General features: G+C 54.0%; 10 protein-coding genes and 2 pseudogenes. 7 read left to right on the top strand and 5 right to left on the bottom strand.

The window, feature by feature from the left end; genetic code table 11:
• Positions 1-207 precede the first annotated feature (207 nt).
• Positions 208-1,122, bottom strand: a pseudogene (locus MKZ40_RS16680) (LysR substrate-binding domain-containing protein).
• Positions 1,123-1,269: 147 nt separating this feature from the next.
• Between MKZ40_RS16680 and MKZ40_RS16675 the strand changes: the two are divergent.
• Positions 1,270-2,310 (top strand): SDR family oxidoreductase, encoded by a 1,041-nt coding sequence (locus tag MKZ40_RS16675; protein WP_024952471.1) that lies wholly within the window; start codon positions 1,270-1,272, stop codon positions 2,308-2,310.
• Positions 2,311-2,573: 263 nt separating this feature from the next.
• On the opposite strand, the gene MKZ40_RS16670 is transcribed toward MKZ40_RS16675, so the two are convergent.
• Positions 2,574-3,350 carry an SDR family NAD(P)-dependent oxidoreductase gene (locus tag MKZ40_RS16670; RefSeq protein WP_043336843.1) on the bottom strand — a complete coding sequence of 259 codons (777 nt, stop codon included), beginning with the start codon at positions 3,348-3,350 and terminating at the stop codon, positions 2,574-2,576.
• 84 nt (positions 3,351-3,434) lie between these two features.
• Positions 3,435-5,231: an NAD(P)/FAD-dependent oxidoreductase gene (locus tag MKZ40_RS16665; protein ID WP_175090777.1), complete on the bottom strand. Its 1,797-nt coding sequence runs from the start codon at positions 5,229-5,231 to the stop codon at positions 3,435-3,437.
• A gap of 427 nt (positions 5,232-5,658) precedes the next feature.
• Here MKZ40_RS16665 and MKZ40_RS16660 point away from each other — a divergent pair, with 427 nt between their 5' ends.
• From MKZ40_RS16660 to MKZ40_RS16640, 5 genes are all read left to right on the top strand, one after another.
• Positions 5,659-7,710: a sigma-54-dependent Fis family transcriptional regulator gene (locus tag MKZ40_RS16660; protein ID WP_254627234.1), complete on the top strand. Its 2,052-nt coding sequence runs from the start codon at positions 5,659-5,661 to the stop codon at positions 7,708-7,710.
• 551 nt (positions 7,711-8,261) lie between these two features.
• Entirely contained in the window at positions 8,262-9,251 is a 990-nt protein-coding gene (locus MKZ40_RS16655; RefSeq protein ID WP_175090776.1) for a DUF1852 domain-containing protein, read from the top strand.
• Positions 9,252-9,346: 95 nt separating this feature from the next.
• Positions 9,347-10,381, top strand: a complete 1,035-nt coding sequence (locus tag MKZ40_RS16650; protein ID WP_054555785.1) for a methionine synthase — start codon at positions 9,347-9,349, stop codon at positions 10,379-10,381.
• A gap of 288 nt (positions 10,382-10,669) precedes the next feature.
• On the top strand, positions 10,670-11,191 hold the full coding sequence (locus MKZ40_RS16645) for a flavin reductase family protein (RefSeq protein WP_175090775.1): 522 nt from the start codon (positions 10,670-10,672) through the stop codon (positions 11,189-11,191).
• A 320-nt stretch (positions 11,192-11,511) separates the two neighbouring features.
• A complete protein-coding gene (locus MKZ40_RS16640; RefSeq protein ID WP_175090774.1) occupies positions 11,512-15,642 on the top strand; it encodes a HigA family addiction module antitoxin in 4,131 nt (1,376 codons plus the stop codon).
• A 166-nt stretch (positions 15,643-15,808) separates the two neighbouring features.
• Here MKZ40_RS16640 and MKZ40_RS16635 read toward each other — a convergent pair whose 3' ends face one another.
• Positions 15,809-16,426: an HNH endonuclease gene (locus MKZ40_RS16635; RefSeq protein WP_175090773.1), complete on the bottom strand. Its 618-nt coding sequence runs from the start codon at positions 16,424-16,426 to the stop codon at positions 15,809-15,811.
• Position 16,427: 1 nt separating this feature from the next.
• A complete protein-coding gene (locus MKZ40_RS16630; RefSeq protein ID WP_175090772.1) occupies positions 16,428-17,924 on the bottom strand; it encodes an AAA family ATPase in 1,497 nt (498 codons plus the stop codon).
• Between the two features lie 81 nt (positions 17,925-18,005).
• Between MKZ40_RS16630 and MKZ40_RS16625 the strand changes: the two are divergent.
• A pseudogene (locus MKZ40_RS16625) lies at positions 18,006-18,200 on the top strand (IS1380 family transposase); the annotation flags it as partial.

The raw sequence follows: 18,200 nt of genomic DNA, 5'->3' as shown, positions 1-18,200 counted from the left end.
ATTATATGATCGGTTACTACAGCAGCCTCAGGCCGCACAAGCATAACGATGGGATACCGCCGAACTTGGCAGAAAAGAACTACTGGAATGCTCAAAGCTCGGTGGCCAAAAACACTTGACCACTACAACCGGATTGGCCATCCGAGGCCCAGCCTGCCATAGACATGATGTGGGTCGTTCTTTGCCCTTGCCACTCCCCGGCAGCCCTCAAGCGCGAGAGCTGGATGCACGACTCTGGCAGTGTGAGGCCTCTCTCTCACTGCCAAGCTTGTCGTGAAGAAATTCGATGAAGGTACTGATCCGTCGACTTGCATATCTGCCTTCCGGAAACACGGCGTACAGATTCACTTCAGGAATCCGATAGTCATTCAGCACAACTTCCAGTCGTCCGACCTCAATATCCTCTGCCACATCCACCATCGATTTAAATATCACTCCAGCCCCTGCGATCGCCCACTCGCGCAACGCGCCACCATCGCTGGCCATTCGGTTCCCCGCCACCGTCACGGAAAATACCTGCCCTGCCTCCTGGAACTCCCAATGGTTCTGGGGCGCTCCTGGGCGAGCGAGCACCATGCACTGGTGGGATGACAGCTCTTATGGGTGTTGGGGGCGCCCTGCGTCCTGCCAATAAGCAGATGCCGCACACACAACACGATGGGTACTGACGAGACGTCGTGACGTCAAGCTTGAGTCCGCCATCGGCCCATGACGAATGGCCAGATCAAATCGTTCATCGACCAGGTCCAACACTCCATCGGATAGCACGAGTTCAAATTTTACTTCCGGGTGCTGTATCAGGAACTGATCGATCAGCCGTGGTAGGCGCGTGCGGCCAAAATCATTGGTCGCCGTCAGCCTGATGGTGCCACTCAGCGACCCTGTGCCCGAGATCCGCTCAAGAGCCTTGTCATACTCGGCCAGGATCCTTTCGCTGTCGTCTCGAAATTGTTCGCCTTCCGCCGTCAAATGCATGGCACGCGTTGTTCTGACGATAAGCTTGGCCCCGACCTGCTGCTCAAGCTTCTGTAAGGCTTGGGTGACCAATGACGGGGACTGGCCTCGCTGACGGGCCACCGCCGCCATTGACCCACGCTCACAGATATCCACAAAAAGTTTCATTAACGCCAAGCGATCCATTATTCACCATATAGTGAAGGATGAATTCATCAGTCGAGCATTTATTAGCAAAACAAACAATGCCACTGTCAGGGCCGACGTCATGGGCGACCCCTCCCATGATCATGCGCCACAGGACAGGAGAGTCTCATGAGCCAACATCACCTATTAGTCGCTGGTGCCAGTGGCGTCATCGGCCGTGCAGCAACATTGGCCTTTGAAGAGGCAGGATGGCGAGTCACGACACTCTCTCGCTCCTCAGAGGGTCCGGGAAGCGGACACCACATCAGCGCCGATCTCTTGGATATTGCCTCTTTGCGAGATGCAAGTGATGTACTGAGCAGCGTGACGCACGTATTTTACGCCGCCTTGAAACCGGATCCGGACCCTGCCACTGAAGCACAACAGAATGGCGACATGATGCGGCACCTCTTCCAGGTGCTTGAAGAATCCCAAGCGTCAATCGAGCACCAGGTCTTCGTACAGGGCGGGAAGGTCTACGGTGCTCACCTCGGGGTCTACAAAACACCGGCTCGAGAAGAGGACAGCCGGCATTTCCCCCCCAACCTGTATTTCGAGCATGAAGATCTGGCTCGCGAACTCGAAGGCAAGGGAATTCGTTGGACCGCATTGCGTCCCGACATCGTGATAGGCCATTCCCTGGGTTCAGCCATGAACCTCGGTAACCTTATCGGTCTCTATGGCACGCTTTGCCGGGAGCTCGGTGTTGCCATGCAATTTCCCGGTACGGCGCGTGCCTACGATATCTTGCTGAACATCTGCGATGCCGATCTGGTGGGCAAAGCCGCCCTGTGGGCCATCGCAGAGAACCAGCAAGGGCCCTATAACGTCACCAATGGTGATCAGATTCGGTGGCGCCACGTCTGGCCAGAGATCGCCAACTGGTTTGGGCTTGAGACCGGCGAGCCTCAACCTATTTCGTTGGAGACACGTCTCGCTGCCGTGTCAGGCACTTGGAAGACGCTTGCAGAGCGCCAAGGACTTGCCGAGACAGATATCGACAAGATTGCCCAAGGTGGCTTCGGAGATTTCATCTTCCATGTCGAAGAGGACGCTGTCTTTGATTTGACGAAGGCTCGCCAAGCCGGCTTTGCAGAAATGTGTCGCCACTCACCCCAGAGTCTCATTCAGCACCTTGAGGCCATGAAGGAACGCCGCCTGATCCCTTGACGTTTGATCACTCGACCCTCTGGTACGCACCTGCTCGATTCGCCCTAAGTGCTTGAGCGATGACGTACTACGGGGGCACTAACACGCTGACAGATAACCGCATGAGCCTACGCGGTTGCAGAGTAGACCGCCCCATGAGCGAGGGTCATAAAGCCTTCAAGTGACAGAAGTCAGGAGCCGTCACGACAATCAGGCCGCCTTCCATTAGCGAAGGTGGCCTGTCTCGTGCTGTCATCATGTATCGAACCATGATCAGCGCTAGCTTACAGCGTGAAGCCACCATCGACGGCGATGGCCTGCCCTGTCACGTGTTCGGCCTGGGCGAGGTAGACCACCAGCTGCCCCATGTCCTCAGGTGTCTGGGCGACTCCCTGGGGCAGCAGGCTCTTCTGCAGGCGCTCCCATGCAGCGGGCTCGCTTTCGCCTTCCTGACTCCAGCGTGCCGAGAGCCCACTCTCGCCCCGCCACATGCCGGTGCCCACCACGCCCGGGCAGATCGCGTTGACGGTGATGCCTTCCGCTGCCACTTCCTTGGCGACGGCATTGGTAAAGCCGATGACCGCGAACTTCGAGGCACAGTAGTGCGACAGATCAGGAAAGCCGACCTTGCCGGCCATCGAGGCCACGTTGATGATCCGCCCGACGCGGCGTGAGCGCATCACGGCGACCTCGGCCTGAGTACACAAGAAGGTACCTCGCGCATTGACGTTCATGACGCGGTCCCACTCCTCCACCGTCAGCGCATCGATGGAATGGATGCCGATGATGCCGGCATTGTTGACGGCGATATCGAGCGGGCCGAGTCCGACCTCTGCCTCTTCAATCAAGCGCCGCACGGACGCCGCATCCGCGACATCGACCTGTAGCGCCAGACACCGTCTACCCAGTGCCTCCACTTTTGCCGCCGTCTCGCGGGCGATGGCGAGATCCAGATCCGCCACCACGACATCCGCGCCCGCCTTGGCCAATGCCAGCGCGATCCCCTGGCCAATACCGCGCCCACCACCTGTCACCAGTGCAATCTTGTCGTTCAGTTGCATGAGTCGTCTCCTGAATCTCTCACTGAAATCTGCAAATGCTGCGCTGCTGCCATGACGCTGGCACACGGTCCAGCGCCACTGGCCTCAGCTCAGGTGGTGGACTTCCTGAAGGCCGTAGACCGGCGTCGGGATACCCTCGAGCCGCGCCTTGAGCTGCAGCGCCAGATACTGGGAATAGTGGCGGGACTGGTGCAGGTTGCCGCCGTGGAACCATAACGCCTGCTGCTGGGTCGGCTTCCACATGTTGCGCAGCTCGCCCTCCCAGGGCCCGGGGTCCTTGAGCGTATCGGAGCCCATGCCCCAGCATTTGCCGACCTTGTCGGCGACGTCCTGCGAGATGATGCGTGCCGCCCAGCCATTCATCGAGCCGTAGCCGGTGGCATAGACGATCAGATCAGCGGGCAATTCCGAGCCATCGGTCAAGATGACCGAGCGCGGATTGATGCGCTCGATGCCGACGCCACTGCGCAGCTTGATGTCACCATTGGCGACCAGATCACAGGCGCCCACATCGATGTAGTAGCCGGAGCCGCGGCGCAGGTATTTCAGGAACAGGCCCGAGTCGTCATCGCCGAAATCGAGCAGGAAGCCTGCCGCCTCCAGCCGACGGTAGTAGTCGGCGTCGCGCTTGCGGATCGCCTCGAAGATCGGGCGCTGGAAGTCAGGCAGTATCCGGTAGGGAATCGAGGCAAAGATCAGGTCCGCCTTGTGGTGATCGATGCCGTTTTGCACCGCCTGCTCGGAATAGAGCGGCCCCAGCGCCTCTTCCATCAGCGAGTTGGACTTCACCACATGCGTGGAGGAGCGCTGCAGCATGGTCACATCTGCATCGTGCTCCCACAGCGCGGCGCAGATATCGTGAGCGGAATTGTTGGCGCCCACCACGACCACCTTCTTGCCACGATAGGCATCCGGCCCCGGGTGCTGGCTGGAGTGCTGCTGCTCGCCTTCGAAGGTCTCGGCCCCCGGGAAGTGTGGCACGTTGGGCATGCCCGACATGCCCGTGGCCAGCACCAGCTGCTTGGGCCGCAGGGTCACGGGCTTGCCGTCGCGTACCACCTCGACCACCCACTCGCCGCTCGCCTCATCGAAGTGCGCACTCTCGCAGGCCGTGGAGTTCCAGTAATTGAGCTCCATGATCTTGGTGTACATCTCCAGCCAGTCCGCGACCTTGTCCTTGGGCGCGAACACCGGCCAGTTTGCCGGGAAGGGGATGTAGGGCATGTGGTCGTACCACACCGGATCGTGCAGACACAGGGACTTGTAGCGATTGCGCCAGGCATCGCCCGCACGCGGATTCTTGTCGATCACGATGGTTGGCACATCCATCTGTCTGAGCCGCGCGGCCAACCCGATGCCGCCCTGACCGCCACCGATGATCACGCAATACGGCTGGCGCTCGTAGCCCAGCTCGGCCTCTTCGCGCTGACGCGACTCAAGCCAGGTCTCACGCTGCTTGTTGGCACCATGCTCGGCGCCCTTGGGGCGCTGCATGCCCAGCGGCTCGGGAAATTCCTTGAGTTCGCGCATGGCGGTCAACAGCGTCCAGCAGCGCCCTTCCTTCAGGCGCAACAAGCCCTTGCCGCGTGCATCGGCGGTCTCGAAGGTGAACCAGGCCTCGACGATGCCGCCGGCCTCACTGGCCTCGCCATCCAGCTGCCAGCGAGAGGGAGCGACATGCTCGAGGGTCGCCGCGAGCATCGACTGGATCTCGTCCTTGCCCTCCGACGTCTTGAGATTCCAGGTGAAGGCGATCAAATCGCGCCAGTAGCATTCCTCGCCAAACAACGAGAGAACCCGGGCGATATCGCGCTGAGTCAGGGAGGACTCGAAATCATCGAGCCATTGCTGAGCAATCTGAGTTGGCGTGCGTGCGGTCATGGCGTCTCTCCGCGTGTTATTGGATGTTGTAGTCACGCCTTCCATACAAGGCATCAAGCATGCCAGCTTCGTCATGCACGACTGACAAAGCTCGTAAGCACTTGTCGTGAATGACAAAAATTCGCCACTACCGAATCACCACCCTCCTCGCCTCGCCGGGCTCTCCACCTTCCTCGTGACAACTGTACGCTGTACGCCTGACACGGGGCGTTACACCTGTAACGCCCCGACCAAGGATGCAGGACAGGGTGATTGACGCTCCCGTCACACCGCATACGCTTGAAGGAGCACACGCCGCTTTTGCTATGGACGCTGTTGTGACAATTGCGATTGCCATCGCCACCGGCACAAGAGCCATAGCCACAATCAAAAGAGCCGTAGCCACTATCAAAAGAGCCGTCCCGAGACGGCCAGCGCCGAGGCAGCCATGATCCGCCAACTCGAAACGATGCAGCCCGACAAGCGGCAGCATATCCAGACCCTGATGCAGCTGGGCGAAGGCCGCGACGTCTTCCCTGAGACGCAGCGCGACGTCATCCGTCGTTCCTGGCAGCGCTGTCTGGAGGAATATCAGCTGGACCCTAGCCGCCCTCGCCCGGTCCGCGTTCTCACCCAGCAGGCGCTGCGCGATCATCAGGAATCGGCGGATGAGCTGTTGCATGTGGCGCGTGCCGGGGTGGAGCGGCTCTATAGTCAGATCGCACAACATGGCTATGCGCTGATCCTCACCGATCAACGCGGCATCGCGGTGGATTTTCGCGGTCAGCGTGATCAGTTGAGTGAGCTGCGGCGCGCGGGCCTCTATCTCGGCTCGGACTGGAACGAGCGCTATGCCGGCACCTCGGCGGCGGGCACCTGTCTGCACGATGGCGCAGCCGTCACCTGCCATCAGCGTGAGCACTTCGATGCCACCCACATCGACCTGACCTGCACCGCAGCCCCCATCACCGATCCCCAGGGCCGTGTGATCGCCGCCCTCGACATCTCGGCGCTGAAGTCGCCCCGCCCGCAGGAGAGCCAGACCTTTGCGCTCTCCCTCGTCACCCTGCATGCCCGCATGATCGAGGATGCCTACTTCCTGCATCGCTATCGGGATTGCCTGATCCTGCGCTTCGATACCGCGCGGGAATTCGTACACCTGAATGGTCGTGGCCTGTTTGCCATTCAGGAAGATGGCAAGGTGATCGCCGCCAACCACGAAGGCCGGCGCCTGATCGATGCGCATCTGGCGCGCTGGCCGCCGTGGACGGTCTCCACCCTGCCCGCCGTCACGCAGCTGTTCGATGGGGAGCTCAATGAGCTGTTGAGCATTCCGCACGCCAGCCGGGATCAGATTCGCGCCTTCCGTCTGCGGGCGGATGACGCCATCGTCTTCGTGACGCTGATCGAGCCACGCGGTTATCCGGTGCGGGCCCTCCCCACTGTCAGTCAGCAGGATGACCCGGTGCCCGAGCTGGACCAGCTCGCGGGAGATGACCCTTCCATGCACCGGCTGCTCAAGCTGGCGCGCCGCATGCGCCATGAAAACGTGAGCATCCTGATTCGTGGCGAGACGGGTACCGGCAAGGAAGTGTTGGCGCGAGCACTGCATGACAGCGGGCCACGCGCCAAGTCGCCCTTCGTGGCGGTGAACTGCGCCGCCATCCCGGAATCGCTGATTGAAAGTGAACTCTTCGGCTATCTGCCGGGCGCGTTCACGGGAGGAAGGCCCAAGGGCATGCGCGGCCTGATCCAACAGGCAGACGGCGGCACGCTGTTTCTGGATGAGATCGGTGACATGCCGCTGCCGCTCCAGTCGCGTCTACTGCGCGTGCTCGCCGAACGGGAGGTGTCGCCACTGGGGGCCGAGACGCCCATCAAGGTGGATATTCGCGTTATCACTGCCACGCATCGTGATGTCACGGAGCTGATCGCCAGCGGGCAATTCCGCGAAGACCTCTACTACCGACTCAACGGCGCCGAACTCCTGCTACCTGCACTGCGTGAGCGCGCCGACCGTCACTACCTCATTCGCAAGCTGCATGCGGAACTGCAAGCCGAACGCGAACAGTCACTCCACCTGCGCGCCGATGCCATCAGTGCGCTGCTGAGTCATCACTGGCCGGGCAATATCCGCCAACTGCGCAATGCGATTGCCTTCGCGATGGCCACCGCGGAAGGCGATGAAATCACCCTGCATGATCTGCCGGAGGTCTGCCAGACCCACACCGGCAGCACCCGCGGGGCTGCCAGTCCGCTTGCCGCTGCCTCCCCCTTCGCATCCGGCGCTTCCTCGAACCCGGCCTCTCCAGCGCCCGCGTCTGCAGGGGCTGATGCGGGGACTGATGCGGACGCCAACGAACTGCTCGAACTGTTGCGCCACACGGACTGGAACATCAGCCAGGTCGCCCGCCAACTCGGCGTCTCGCGGCCCACTATCTACCGCCGCATGCGCCGCCATGGCCTGGTGGCGCCCAATCATCAACCGCTCGCCTCATGAACCAGCTGCATCTTCATGGCCGAGTGTTAAGGGCATGAAGAGTGCATGAGGATGTCGTGCTCTGAAGCGTCAGGTGCTTACTACACACGCTGGCCCGAGCGGAAGTTCGGGCCAGCGTGTGTGTTTTTTCATTCTTTCCCCTCTTTCCCTCTTCCCCCTCTTTCCCTTCTTACCCACTCCTCGCGTCAACGTCTCTACGGCTCACATTGTGCACTTGCTGAGCCCGCCTATCCCCGCTCGATTCGCCGGCCTTCACAGCGCCCGGAATGACGCCCGCCCTCATCATGAATTTCACTCAATTTGAACATTAAAAAATCCAGTTTGTCTCATGGAACCAGGCACTAGATACTCACCTGCATCAGATCGTTGATGAAGACTTCCCATGACGCTGCACTTCACAGCTAGCACACGGAACGTGATGGCGAGCAGCGTGCCTCTCCCGGCATGGATGCGTTCTCACAGAGAGCAACCCGCTCACGAGACGCCTGAAAGATCACGGGAAGATGTCGACGACACAGTGAATTTTCTCTCTCAGGATCAGGGTGAACGCCATGAGCAACGAATTCGGTTTCAGCATCAACAGTCTGCGCTTCGACGAGAACTACGTTCCGGCGGAAAACACCCGCCTGACCACCAATTTCGCCAACCTGGCGCGTGGTGAAAGCCGTCAGCAGAACCTGCGCAGCACGCTGAACATGATCAACAACCGATTCAATGCGCTGGCCAACTGGGACAACCCCAAGGGCGATCGTTACTCCGTCGAGCTGGACATCATCTCCGTCGAGCTGAACATCGATGCAGCGCGTTCCGACAATGCTCTGCCGATCATCGAGATCCTGCAGACCACCATCGTCGACCACCAGACGAATCAGCGCATTGACGGCGTGACAGGCAACAACTTCTCGTCTTACGTGCGCGATTATGACTTCAGCGTGCGCCTGCTGGAGCACAACAAGGGCAAGGACTCCTTCAGCGTGCCAGAGCAATTCGGCGTACTGCACGGCAATCTGTTCCGGGCCTTCGTGGGTTCTGCTGCCTACAAGGAATGCTTCAAGAAGCCGCCGGTCATCTGCATCAGTGTGTCGACCACCAAGACCTACCAGCAGACCGAGAACGTGCACCCGATCCTCGGGGTGGAATATCGCCAGGATGATGATTCCCTGACCGATGCGTACTTCAACAAGATGGGCCTGAAGGTGCGCTACTTCATGCCGCCGGGCAGCGTTGCGCCGCTGGCCTTCTACCACACCGGCGATCTGCTCAACGATTACAGCAATCTGGAACTGATCAGCACCATCAGCACCATGGACACCTTCCAGAAGATCTATCGTCCCGAGGTCTACAACGCCAATTCCGTGGCCGGCAAATCCTATCAGGCGAGCCTGAAGCAGCAGGACCACTCACTGACGCGCATCGTGTACGACCGCGAAGAGCGCAGCCAGCTCGCCATCGAGCAGGGCAAGTTCGTGGAAGAAAGCTTCATCAAGCCCTACCAGAACCTGCTCGAGCAGTGGTCCGCCAACTGGTCCGCCAACCAATAAATCCCTCATCGGTCAGCTCACTGATCCGCAAACAGCGCGCTGACCGACGAACGACTTCCGCTATCTGAACCATTCCAAGGACAAGGTTATTCATCATGACGAGATTACTCCCGACCTCCACCGCTGGCAGCCTGCCGAAACCTTCCTGGCTCGCCGAACCGGAGGTCCTCTGGTCCCCCTGGAAACTCGAAGGTGAGGCACTGATCGCGGGCAAGCAGGATGCCCTGCGCGTCTCCCTGCAGGAGCAGCAACACGCCGGGATCGACATCGTCAGCGATGGCGAGCAATCGCGTCAGCACTTCGTCACCACCTTCATAGAACACCTGAATGGCGTGGATTTCGAGAAGCGCGAAACCGTCAAGATCCGTGATCGCTACGAGGCCAGCGTGCCGTCCGTGGTCGGCCCGGTCTCCCGCCAGAAGCCGGTGTTCGTCGAGGATGCCAAGTTCCTGCGCTCGCAGACCGATCAACCGATCAAGTGGGCACTGCCGGGGCCGATGACCATGGTCGACACCCTCTTCGATGGCCATTACAAGAGCCGCGAGAAGCTGGCGTGGGAATTCGCCAAGATCCTCAACGAGGAAGCCAAGGAGCTCGAAGCGGCAGGCGTCGACATCATCCAGTTCGATGAACCGGCCTTCAACGTGTTCTTCGATGAAGTGAATGAATGGGGCATCGCCACGCTGGAGCGTGCGATCGAAGGCCTCAAGTGCGAGACCGCCATCCACATCTGTTACGGCTACGGCATCAAGGCCAACACCGACTGGAAGAACACCCTGGGCTCCGAGTGGCGTCAGTATGAAGAAGCCTTCCCCAAGCTTCAGCAATCCAATATCGATATTGTCTCGCTGGAATGCCACAACTCCCACGTGCCGATGGAGCTGATCGAGCTGATCCGTGGCAAGAAGGTCATGGTTGGCGCCATCGACGTCGCCAACAACACCATCGAGACGCCGGAAGAAGTCGCCGAGACCCTGCGCAAGGCGCTGCAGTTCGTGGATGCCGACAAGCTCTACCCCTGCACCAACTGCGGCATGGCCCCGCTCTCCCGTGAAGTCGCCCGCGGCAAGCTGCAGGCACTCAGCGCCGGCGCCGCCATCGTGCGCAAGGAACTCGAAGCGCAGCGCTGATCGCTTGGCGAAACACTGAACTGGCCAAGATAAAGCGCGGGCCAATACACAGCATTGACAGATAACGCCAGGCTAGTTCCAAAGCGATTTGGCCCGCCGATAGTGCTCGAGAGTGGCAGCAGCTGCGTCTGATACCGCCGCAAACAAAAATGGCCATCGTGAAGGATTCACGACGGCCATTTTTTCATCACTCTCACTCTTGTCACTCAGCACCCAGTCCCGCGCCATCGCTGCAGCCCCTCCCCCACGGCTGATTGTTACCACCTCCCCACCATTGAAGGACCTGCCATGTCACTCTCCGATACTGAAACCAAAGCTGACACCACCATCGACCCCGCCAGTTTCCGTAAAGCCCTCGGCCACTTCGCCTCCGGCATCACTATCATTACCACCCAGGTCGACGATGAGCCGATCGGCTTTACCTGCCAGTCGTTCTACAGCGTCTCGATGAACCCGCCTCTGGTCTCCTTCAGCGTCAAGGCCAGTTCCTTCAGCTACCCGAAGATACGCCAGGCAGAGCGCTTCGCCGTCAACATTCTCTCCAGCGAGCAAAGCCATGTCTCCAACCAGTTCGCCATGCGTGGTGCGGATAAATGGCAAGGCATCGACTGGAAGCTCTCCCCTCTCGGCAACCCGGTCATCAATGACAGCCTGCACTGGCTCGACTGCGAGATTCACGCAGAGCACCCCGCAGGTGATCACCTGATCGTGATCGGGGAAGTGAAGGGGCTGAATCTGGATGTTGCGGGGTCCGCGCGGCCATTGTTGTATTTCAAGGGGAAGTATGAGGGCTTGGCTGGAGGAGGATAAGACTGGAGGATACTGGTCGGCTGAAACCTTTGGGATCAGACTAGGGGATTATGAGTTGGCTTTTAAAACAATAAGTTACTGACACAAAAGGAAAAACAACCGTAATCAAGCGAAAGGTACAGTTGTTTGGAATCAGTAACTTAGCGAAGATTGAGGATAGCACACGAAGCTGGTGTGTGTACCGGAAGTGTACTGCTGAGGTGGCGATGCATGAGCATTATGTAGCTTCAGAAGAGACGGATTGTATTGTGTAGCGCTACACGATACATTCACACAGGTAGACAGAGGCCTTTCTCTTTCGAGTATACTTGGGAGACACCATGCAAGAGCCTAAGACTATCCCTCATCCTGGAGAGCGCATCCGAGCAGAGGTCATTCCCGCAGGAATGTCTGTCACAAAAGCCGCGCAAATCATCGGCGTTGGTCGTCCCGCCTTGTCTAACTTGCTTAATGGAAAAGCATCTCTATCAACTGACATGGCAAAGCGCCTAGAAAAGTCTTTCAACTATCCAAGTAAAGATCTGCTGGAGATGCAGGCACTGTATGATGAGCAACATGCATCTTCGAAGGGTGCTCCTGCCAACACCAAAGCATTTGTACCCCCTTTCCTTTCTATTAAAGCAAACGATATTGAGCAATGGTCTTCTAACAACATTCAGGCACGAGCTAAGCTATCAGTACTTTTGCGCACGTTAACACATTCAACTAATAACGAAATCACAAGAGTTGATTTCCCAGGTAACGACGACTCAGAACGCCCTGGCTGGGATGGTATAGTCGAAGCAAAGCATGGTTCCCCCTGGATACCACAAGGTAATTCAGGCTGGGAATTTGGAACTAATAATGACGTCAAGAAGAAGGCAAACAAAGACTTTGATAAGAGCGTAAAAGCAATAGAAAACAAGGAGCGAGCCAACACGACATTTGTATTCGTTACACCAAGGCGGTGGCCTGGGAAAACCGATTGGGTTACCGAAAAGCGATCGACAGGACTCTGGAAAGACATACGTGCATATGATGCAAGCGACCTAGAGCAGTGGCTCGAGCAATCGTTGCCTGCACAAGCCTGGTTCGCTAATGAAACTAATCTTCCGACGAAGAACGTTCGCTCTCTTGACAAGTGCTGGAGTGACTGGGCGAATGTGTCTTCTCCCCCATTAGCAGAAGCGCTGTTTAAATCAGCAATAGACTCGGCCAAGCGTACCATGCTATCGCGCCTCTCCAAACCTGTCGATAGTCCAACCATTATTTCAGCAGACTCAACCGAAGAAGCCCTTGCTTTTCTAGCTCAACTTCTTAGTGAGCATGGCGGCGAAGAACTAGCTTCTTACCGCGATCAGGTTCTGGTCTTCGACAAGACAGGAACCCTACCGCGTTTAGCGGAGGGAGCCCAAACTTTTATCCCTGTCGCTTATAGTCGTGAAGTAGAGCGCGAACTTGCTCCATTTGCCACATCCATGCATTCGATAGTCATTTATCCACGCAATGCCACGAACGCCGATCCTCATATCGTACTCGAACCAGCGAGTTATGATACGTTCAACCAAGCTTTAGAGGAAATGGGAAAGGGTCGCGATGAAGTCACTAAACTTGCCAACGAATCAGGCCGTTCACTTACTGTCCTTCGCCGCCGACTCGCGAATGTTCCTGCGGTAAGAACCCCGGAATGGTCAGAAGATCATGTAACTGCAACAAGACTTGTACCGTTTCTGCTAGTCGGTGCATGGAACAGTACTAACGAGGCTGATCAGCTGGCCCTTGAGCTTTTATCTGAAAGCCATTCTTACCCAGAGCTTGAAAAAGAGCTTCAAGACCTAGCTCAACTTAACGACACTCCAGTTTGGTCGATTGGAATCTATCGCGGTGTAATATCTAAGATTGACCTCCTGTATGCCATTGCAAATATTATAACGCCTGAAGATCTTAACCGATACTTTGATATAGCACGACTTGTACTCGGTGAAGATGATCCAGCTTTGGACCTCGCCGAAGATCAGCGCTGGGCGGCTTCTCTTCACAATAAGACACGCGAGTTCTCTGGCGCATTCCGTGAAGGCATTTCGGAAACCTTAGTTCTTCTATCTGTTCATGGCAAACACCTTTTTAAGAACCGCCTTGGCATCGACACTGAGGTAGAATCATTGAAGGTAGTACGCGATCTTCTTCCAGCACCATTGACAACACGGATACTTGAAGCGAATGATCGCGACCTCCCAACTTATGCAGAAGCAGCACCTCACGAGTTCTTGTCCACTCTTGAACGAGACCTTAGGACCGACAACCCGGCCGTCTTTGGACTATTACGCCCCGTGAGTCCTGGCCCATTCAGTCACCCCAGCCGAACCGGCTTACTGTGGGCACTTGAAGGTCTCTCATGGAACCCTGTGACATTGCCTCGGGCTGCTCGTATTCTTGCTCGCCTTGCTCAAGTCGAAATAAACGACAATTGGACAAACAAGCCGATAAATTCTCTGGAATCAATTTTCCGAGCTTGGATGCCGCAAACATCGGCGAGTCATGAGACTCGTATTAGCCTCATGCACAACTTGGCTATGAGTTTTCCTGATATTGCTTGGAAACTCTGCATAGCTCAATTCGAAAATCATTCTCAGATAGGTAACTACAGCCATAAACCAAAGTGGCGTTCAGACGGCTATGGCTTTGGAGAACCTTTCCAGACAAGACAGCCAATTATCGCATTCGTGCGCGAAATGATAGATATGGCACTAACATGGGAAGAGTATTCACTATCAATGCTCTGTGAGCTTGTCGAAAGACTACACATCCTATCAAATTCCGATCAGGATCGTATCTGGTCATTGATTAAGACTTGGGCTAGAGATCAGGCCAGTGATGCTGAAAAAGCTACCTTGCGAGAAAAAATTCGCATGTCAACACTTTCTCGACGTGCAGCTTTGCGCGCTAAAAAAAGATCGAATTCGGTGAATCTTGCGATTGCAGCTAAAAATATTTACGCAGAGCTTGAACCGAGCGATCTTCTTAGTAGACATGCTTGGCTTTTTTGTGAAACCTGGGTTGAGGAGTCCGCCGACGAAATCGAAGAAATTGAGACAGTCGATTTCGATAAACGCGAAGAACGCATTCATAAACTCAGGGTAGAGGCTTTACGTGAGATTTACCATGACCGAGGCATTACTGGCCTCCTAGACATAGCTCGCCAAGGCAAAGCCTCATGGATAATAGGTAGACTTGCAGCAACCTCTATACTCTCTTTAGATAATCTTTGCACTCTAATACAACTAGCTACAAAACCAATATTAACGAACCAAGAAGACAACCACACTCATAAAAGTCTTATTGCAGGCGCACTATGCACTTTCAATGACAACAATAAGCGAGAACAGGTTATCACAGAGGCATCATCAAAATTTTCCGATGATGACACAGTAAAGTTACTTATGCTTGCACCGTTTGGCAAAGGCACTTGGAATCTAGTCGACAAACTAGACACAGCTGCTCAAGACAAGTATTGGGATGAAGTAGCACCAGACTGGATTCATAATCCCGAAGAAGATAACCGAGAAAGCGTTGACCGGCTAATGAAGGCCAGACGGCCTCGCGCTGCTTTTTCATGCATACGGCTTCACCCTGAAAAGATAAGTGAAGAAACACTTTTTCAGGTACTTACTGAGGTAGCGAAAGGCGGTAATGACAAGCCAGGTCAATACATGCTTGAGCACTATTCTGTTGAAAAAACATTTGAGCATCTCAATGCAAGCTCAAAATTAACCTTGGAGAAGAAGACAGAATTAGAGTTCTCTTACCTGGAAATATTATCACGCCCTTGGGGCAGCCACGGCGGAAATAGCATACCCAATCTTGAACGGTATGTCGAAGCTCACCCCGAGTTTTTTGTTCAAGCAATCGTGTGGACGTACAAGCGCAGCGACGGAGCAACTGACCCTATTGACCTTCAAGTTCCTCAAGACAATATCAGCAACTTAGCTGAACGAGGCTATAAGTTGTTAGAGGCTCTCGAACGCATCCCTGGACACGACGACCTTGGTGAATTGCAAACAGAGCGTCTTGAGAAATGGATTTCGACTGTGCGCAAGTCTTGCATGGAATTAAGTCGCGCTGATATAGCCGATGTTTGCATAGGTAAACTTCTGTCAAGCGCATCTGTTGGCGAAGATGGTGTATGGCCATGCAAGGTAGTTCGGCATGTGATGGAGAACATTCAGTCCGAGCCTATGATGCGAGGCGCACATACCGGTGTTTATAACTCACGCGGAGTTACTACTCGAATGCCAGGAGAGGGTGGAAGTCAAGAACGGGATATCGCTGCAAAATACCGTAAGTGGGGAGAAGCTATCCTGACAACCCATCCATTTGTAGCCACAAACCTTTTACTAGAGCTAGCAGACACTTACGAACGCGAAGCGATGCATCATGACAACGATGCCAACGTTCGACGACGCCTAACATAGGATAGTATGCCGGGTCCCGGTTATTGATTTCTCCGGGACCCGACAGAAGCCTCAGGGTGTGAAAATACCAAGAGCCATTACACCACCACTATTAAATTCAGAACTGCCTTGCTCGTTTTCCTCAACAAGATCATGCCATATTTGACGCGCCAAACGAATCAGGTTATCAAATACCCACCAAATCTTTAATAGCATCTTTTAAAAGCTCTCTTTCCTGAGGGGAAGCATTCCTCAACTTTTCAACCAGCTCAGAAATCGGGGACTCTTTTTCCTTGGCAGCCTTGGTTTTTTCTATAACTGACTTTAACCTAAAAAGCTTACATTTTTTTATTGTATCACACCCTTTGCTATTTAAACCTTCATAGATAGCTACCCCATGTATTTTTATACATTCAAAATAATTATCAAAATGAGCATGGACAATTTTCAAGTTTCTTCCGCTGCGAGGGTAATTCACTATAGCCTTATGCAAAACATCTTTCTTGCCTTTATACGTATTGCATGGCGGACAAGAAAGTGCCAAGTTCCTTTCATTGAAGGTAAACTTCGGGTATACTGATTTTGGGATAATATGATCTATATCGACTTGCTTTATATCATACCCAAGCTCCATCTTGCAGTAACAACATTTATTACTCTGCTTCTCCCTCAAGTCTTGTATTATATTTGCTTTTAATGCATCGAAAACACCTTTACCCCAATCTTCATGACTCCTGAAATGGAGTTCAACAACCCTCTTCTCATCTTTGGAAAAAAGATAGGGAGTGTTTATCCTGTTGCACACTTTAATCACCCCCTAAAGAAGACAATGTTATAAGAGCATCTTTTAAAGGATCCACATCTTTCATATAAGGAATATAACCTTTAAGCCTTCTCACAATGTTAAAAAAAAGCTCATTATCAGTCTTTCCAGAAGCAACCATCTCAAGAGCTTTTGAAAGCTCAACTGAAAGATAATAGTTCCTGGTTGAAGGCATCCCGAATATATTTAAAAGAACATCTTCTGCTGAAAGGCCGTTAGTCTCCGCATCCACATAATCAACATCTACAACTCGCCCATTTCCTTCCTTGAAGTGTATCACGCTAGATCTCTCCAAGGGGAGATCAGACACAATGAAGTGGGAATGAGTTGCTATCACCACGTGGCATCCTTTTTTACTTTTCAGGATCTTGTCTAACAGCTCTACATATCGGTATTGCCATCGTGGATGAAGACTAATTTCTGGCTCATCGATAACCAAAAGAGATCCATCCTCGACACTTGGTATTAATGCAATAAGAGAGGATAGAATACTAGCTTCACCCGAACTGGCATCTGAAAAATCGAACTCACTTCCATTCTTCTTGTATAAACTAACCTCCGGACCTCTGACCAAATCAAATCGCCGAAGCTCTTCTAGCAATGTATAGAGCCTTTTCTCTTCATCTCCTAGCTTACTTTTCTCTCTCTCCACATTCTTAAGAGAAAAATTAATCATGAGAGAATAAAACTTACTCCAACTTTCTTTTTCCGAATTAGAAAGTATATTTATATACGTGTCTGAAATCTCTTGCAAATATTCTGCTGAATACACCTCCAAAGCCTTAGAAATACTTCGCCCTCGAAAGCTTTCTCTTCTAGAAGCATAATCACTTAACCCCTTGACAAATCTATCCACAGTGGGCTCTGACAAAATCCCTTTTAACTCTCCTGGCCAGACCAATCTATAAGAAAGCTTAACAACTGGCTCATAATCTAAATAACTAAAAATATGCCTATAACTTTCATTATACTCAATATTACCAATGTTCCCGATCAATGCCGTTATGGCTCTATCCATAAGAGCTCTTGTAGACGCGCCTATAACGCTCCTTGGACCAAGATATTCATAAATATTATCTTTTTTTGAGACTTCAAACCCTTTCCTGCGAAAGCCGTCCAAAGGAAACTTGTCAGATATTGCACTTGAAACAGCTATAATCTTTGATGGCTTCTCTAAAACCTCTTCACGCTCTTCGGCATTAAGACTGCGATCAGTCCTTTTTTTTCCATCTCTCTTCCCCGCCTTTTTCTCAAACTTATAAATATCGCCATTCTTCCAGTAACTTAATGAGTACTCACCCTTCCCAACCCCCCTTCTCCTTTTTTTATCAAAACCTCTAAAAACGCTAACAAGGCTTGATACAAACCTACTTTTTCCTGTTCCATTATTTCCTATTATAACAGTGTAATAGTTATCCTCTAACCGACGATCACCCTTCGAAAGAAACACTTCTGGGGTGGCTAGGCCATCAGCCTCCACTGAAAAACTCTTAACCCCGGCTTATTCATAAGGCCGACCTGAAAACGAAGATGGCGAGTGGTTTTCTCTTGTAGAATCAGGATGTTCCTGCCAGAACACGATTCAAGAGGACCACTCGCCATGGGTGAAACCCTAACGACCTGGACGCTCTCATGCAACGGCTCTGTCCGTGTCGAGCTGAGCGGCCACCGCACCACCAGCGACAGCGGCGCATTGTTGCTGCGCGAAGCCCTCGACAGCAGTGGCGTGATCGAGGCGCTCGAAGATAACCTGGTC

The organism is Cobetia sp. BMC6 (assembly GCF_029991385.1).
Classification (GTDB): Bacteria; Pseudomonadota; Gammaproteobacteria; order Pseudomonadales; family Halomonadaceae; genus Cobetia.
Note: the sequence above shows the minus strand (reverse complement) of the source record. Positions and strands in the feature narration are given on the sequence as shown.

Bases quoted from the DNA above. Each gene is read 5' to 3' on its own strand.
- MKZ40_RS16675 (WP_024952471.1), top strand. From the start codon at position 1,270: ATGAGCCAACATCACCTATTAGTCGCTGGTGCCAGTGGCGTCATCGGC.
- MKZ40_RS16670 (WP_043336843.1), bottom strand. From the start codon at position 3,350: ATGCAACTGAACGACAAGATTGCACTGGTGACAGGTGGTGGGCGCGGT.
- MKZ40_RS16665 (WP_175090777.1), bottom strand. From the start codon at position 5,231: ATGACCGCACGCACGCCAACTCAGATTGCTCAGCAATGGCTCGATGAT.
- MKZ40_RS16660 (WP_254627234.1), top strand. From the start codon at position 5,659: ATGATCCGCCAACTCGAAACGATGCAGCCCGACAAGCGGCAGCATATC.
- MKZ40_RS16655 (WP_175090776.1), top strand. From the start codon at position 8,262: ATGAGCAACGAATTCGGTTTCAGCATCAACAGTCTGCGCTTCGACGAG.
- MKZ40_RS16650 (WP_054555785.1), top strand. From the start codon at position 9,347: ATGACGAGATTACTCCCGACCTCCACCGCTGGCAGCCTGCCGAAACCT.
- MKZ40_RS16645 (WP_175090775.1), top strand. From the start codon at position 10,670: ATGTCACTCTCCGATACTGAAACCAAAGCTGACACCACCATCGACCCC.
- MKZ40_RS16640 (WP_175090774.1), top strand. From the start codon at position 11,512: ATGCAAGAGCCTAAGACTATCCCTCATCCTGGAGAGCGCATCCGAGCA.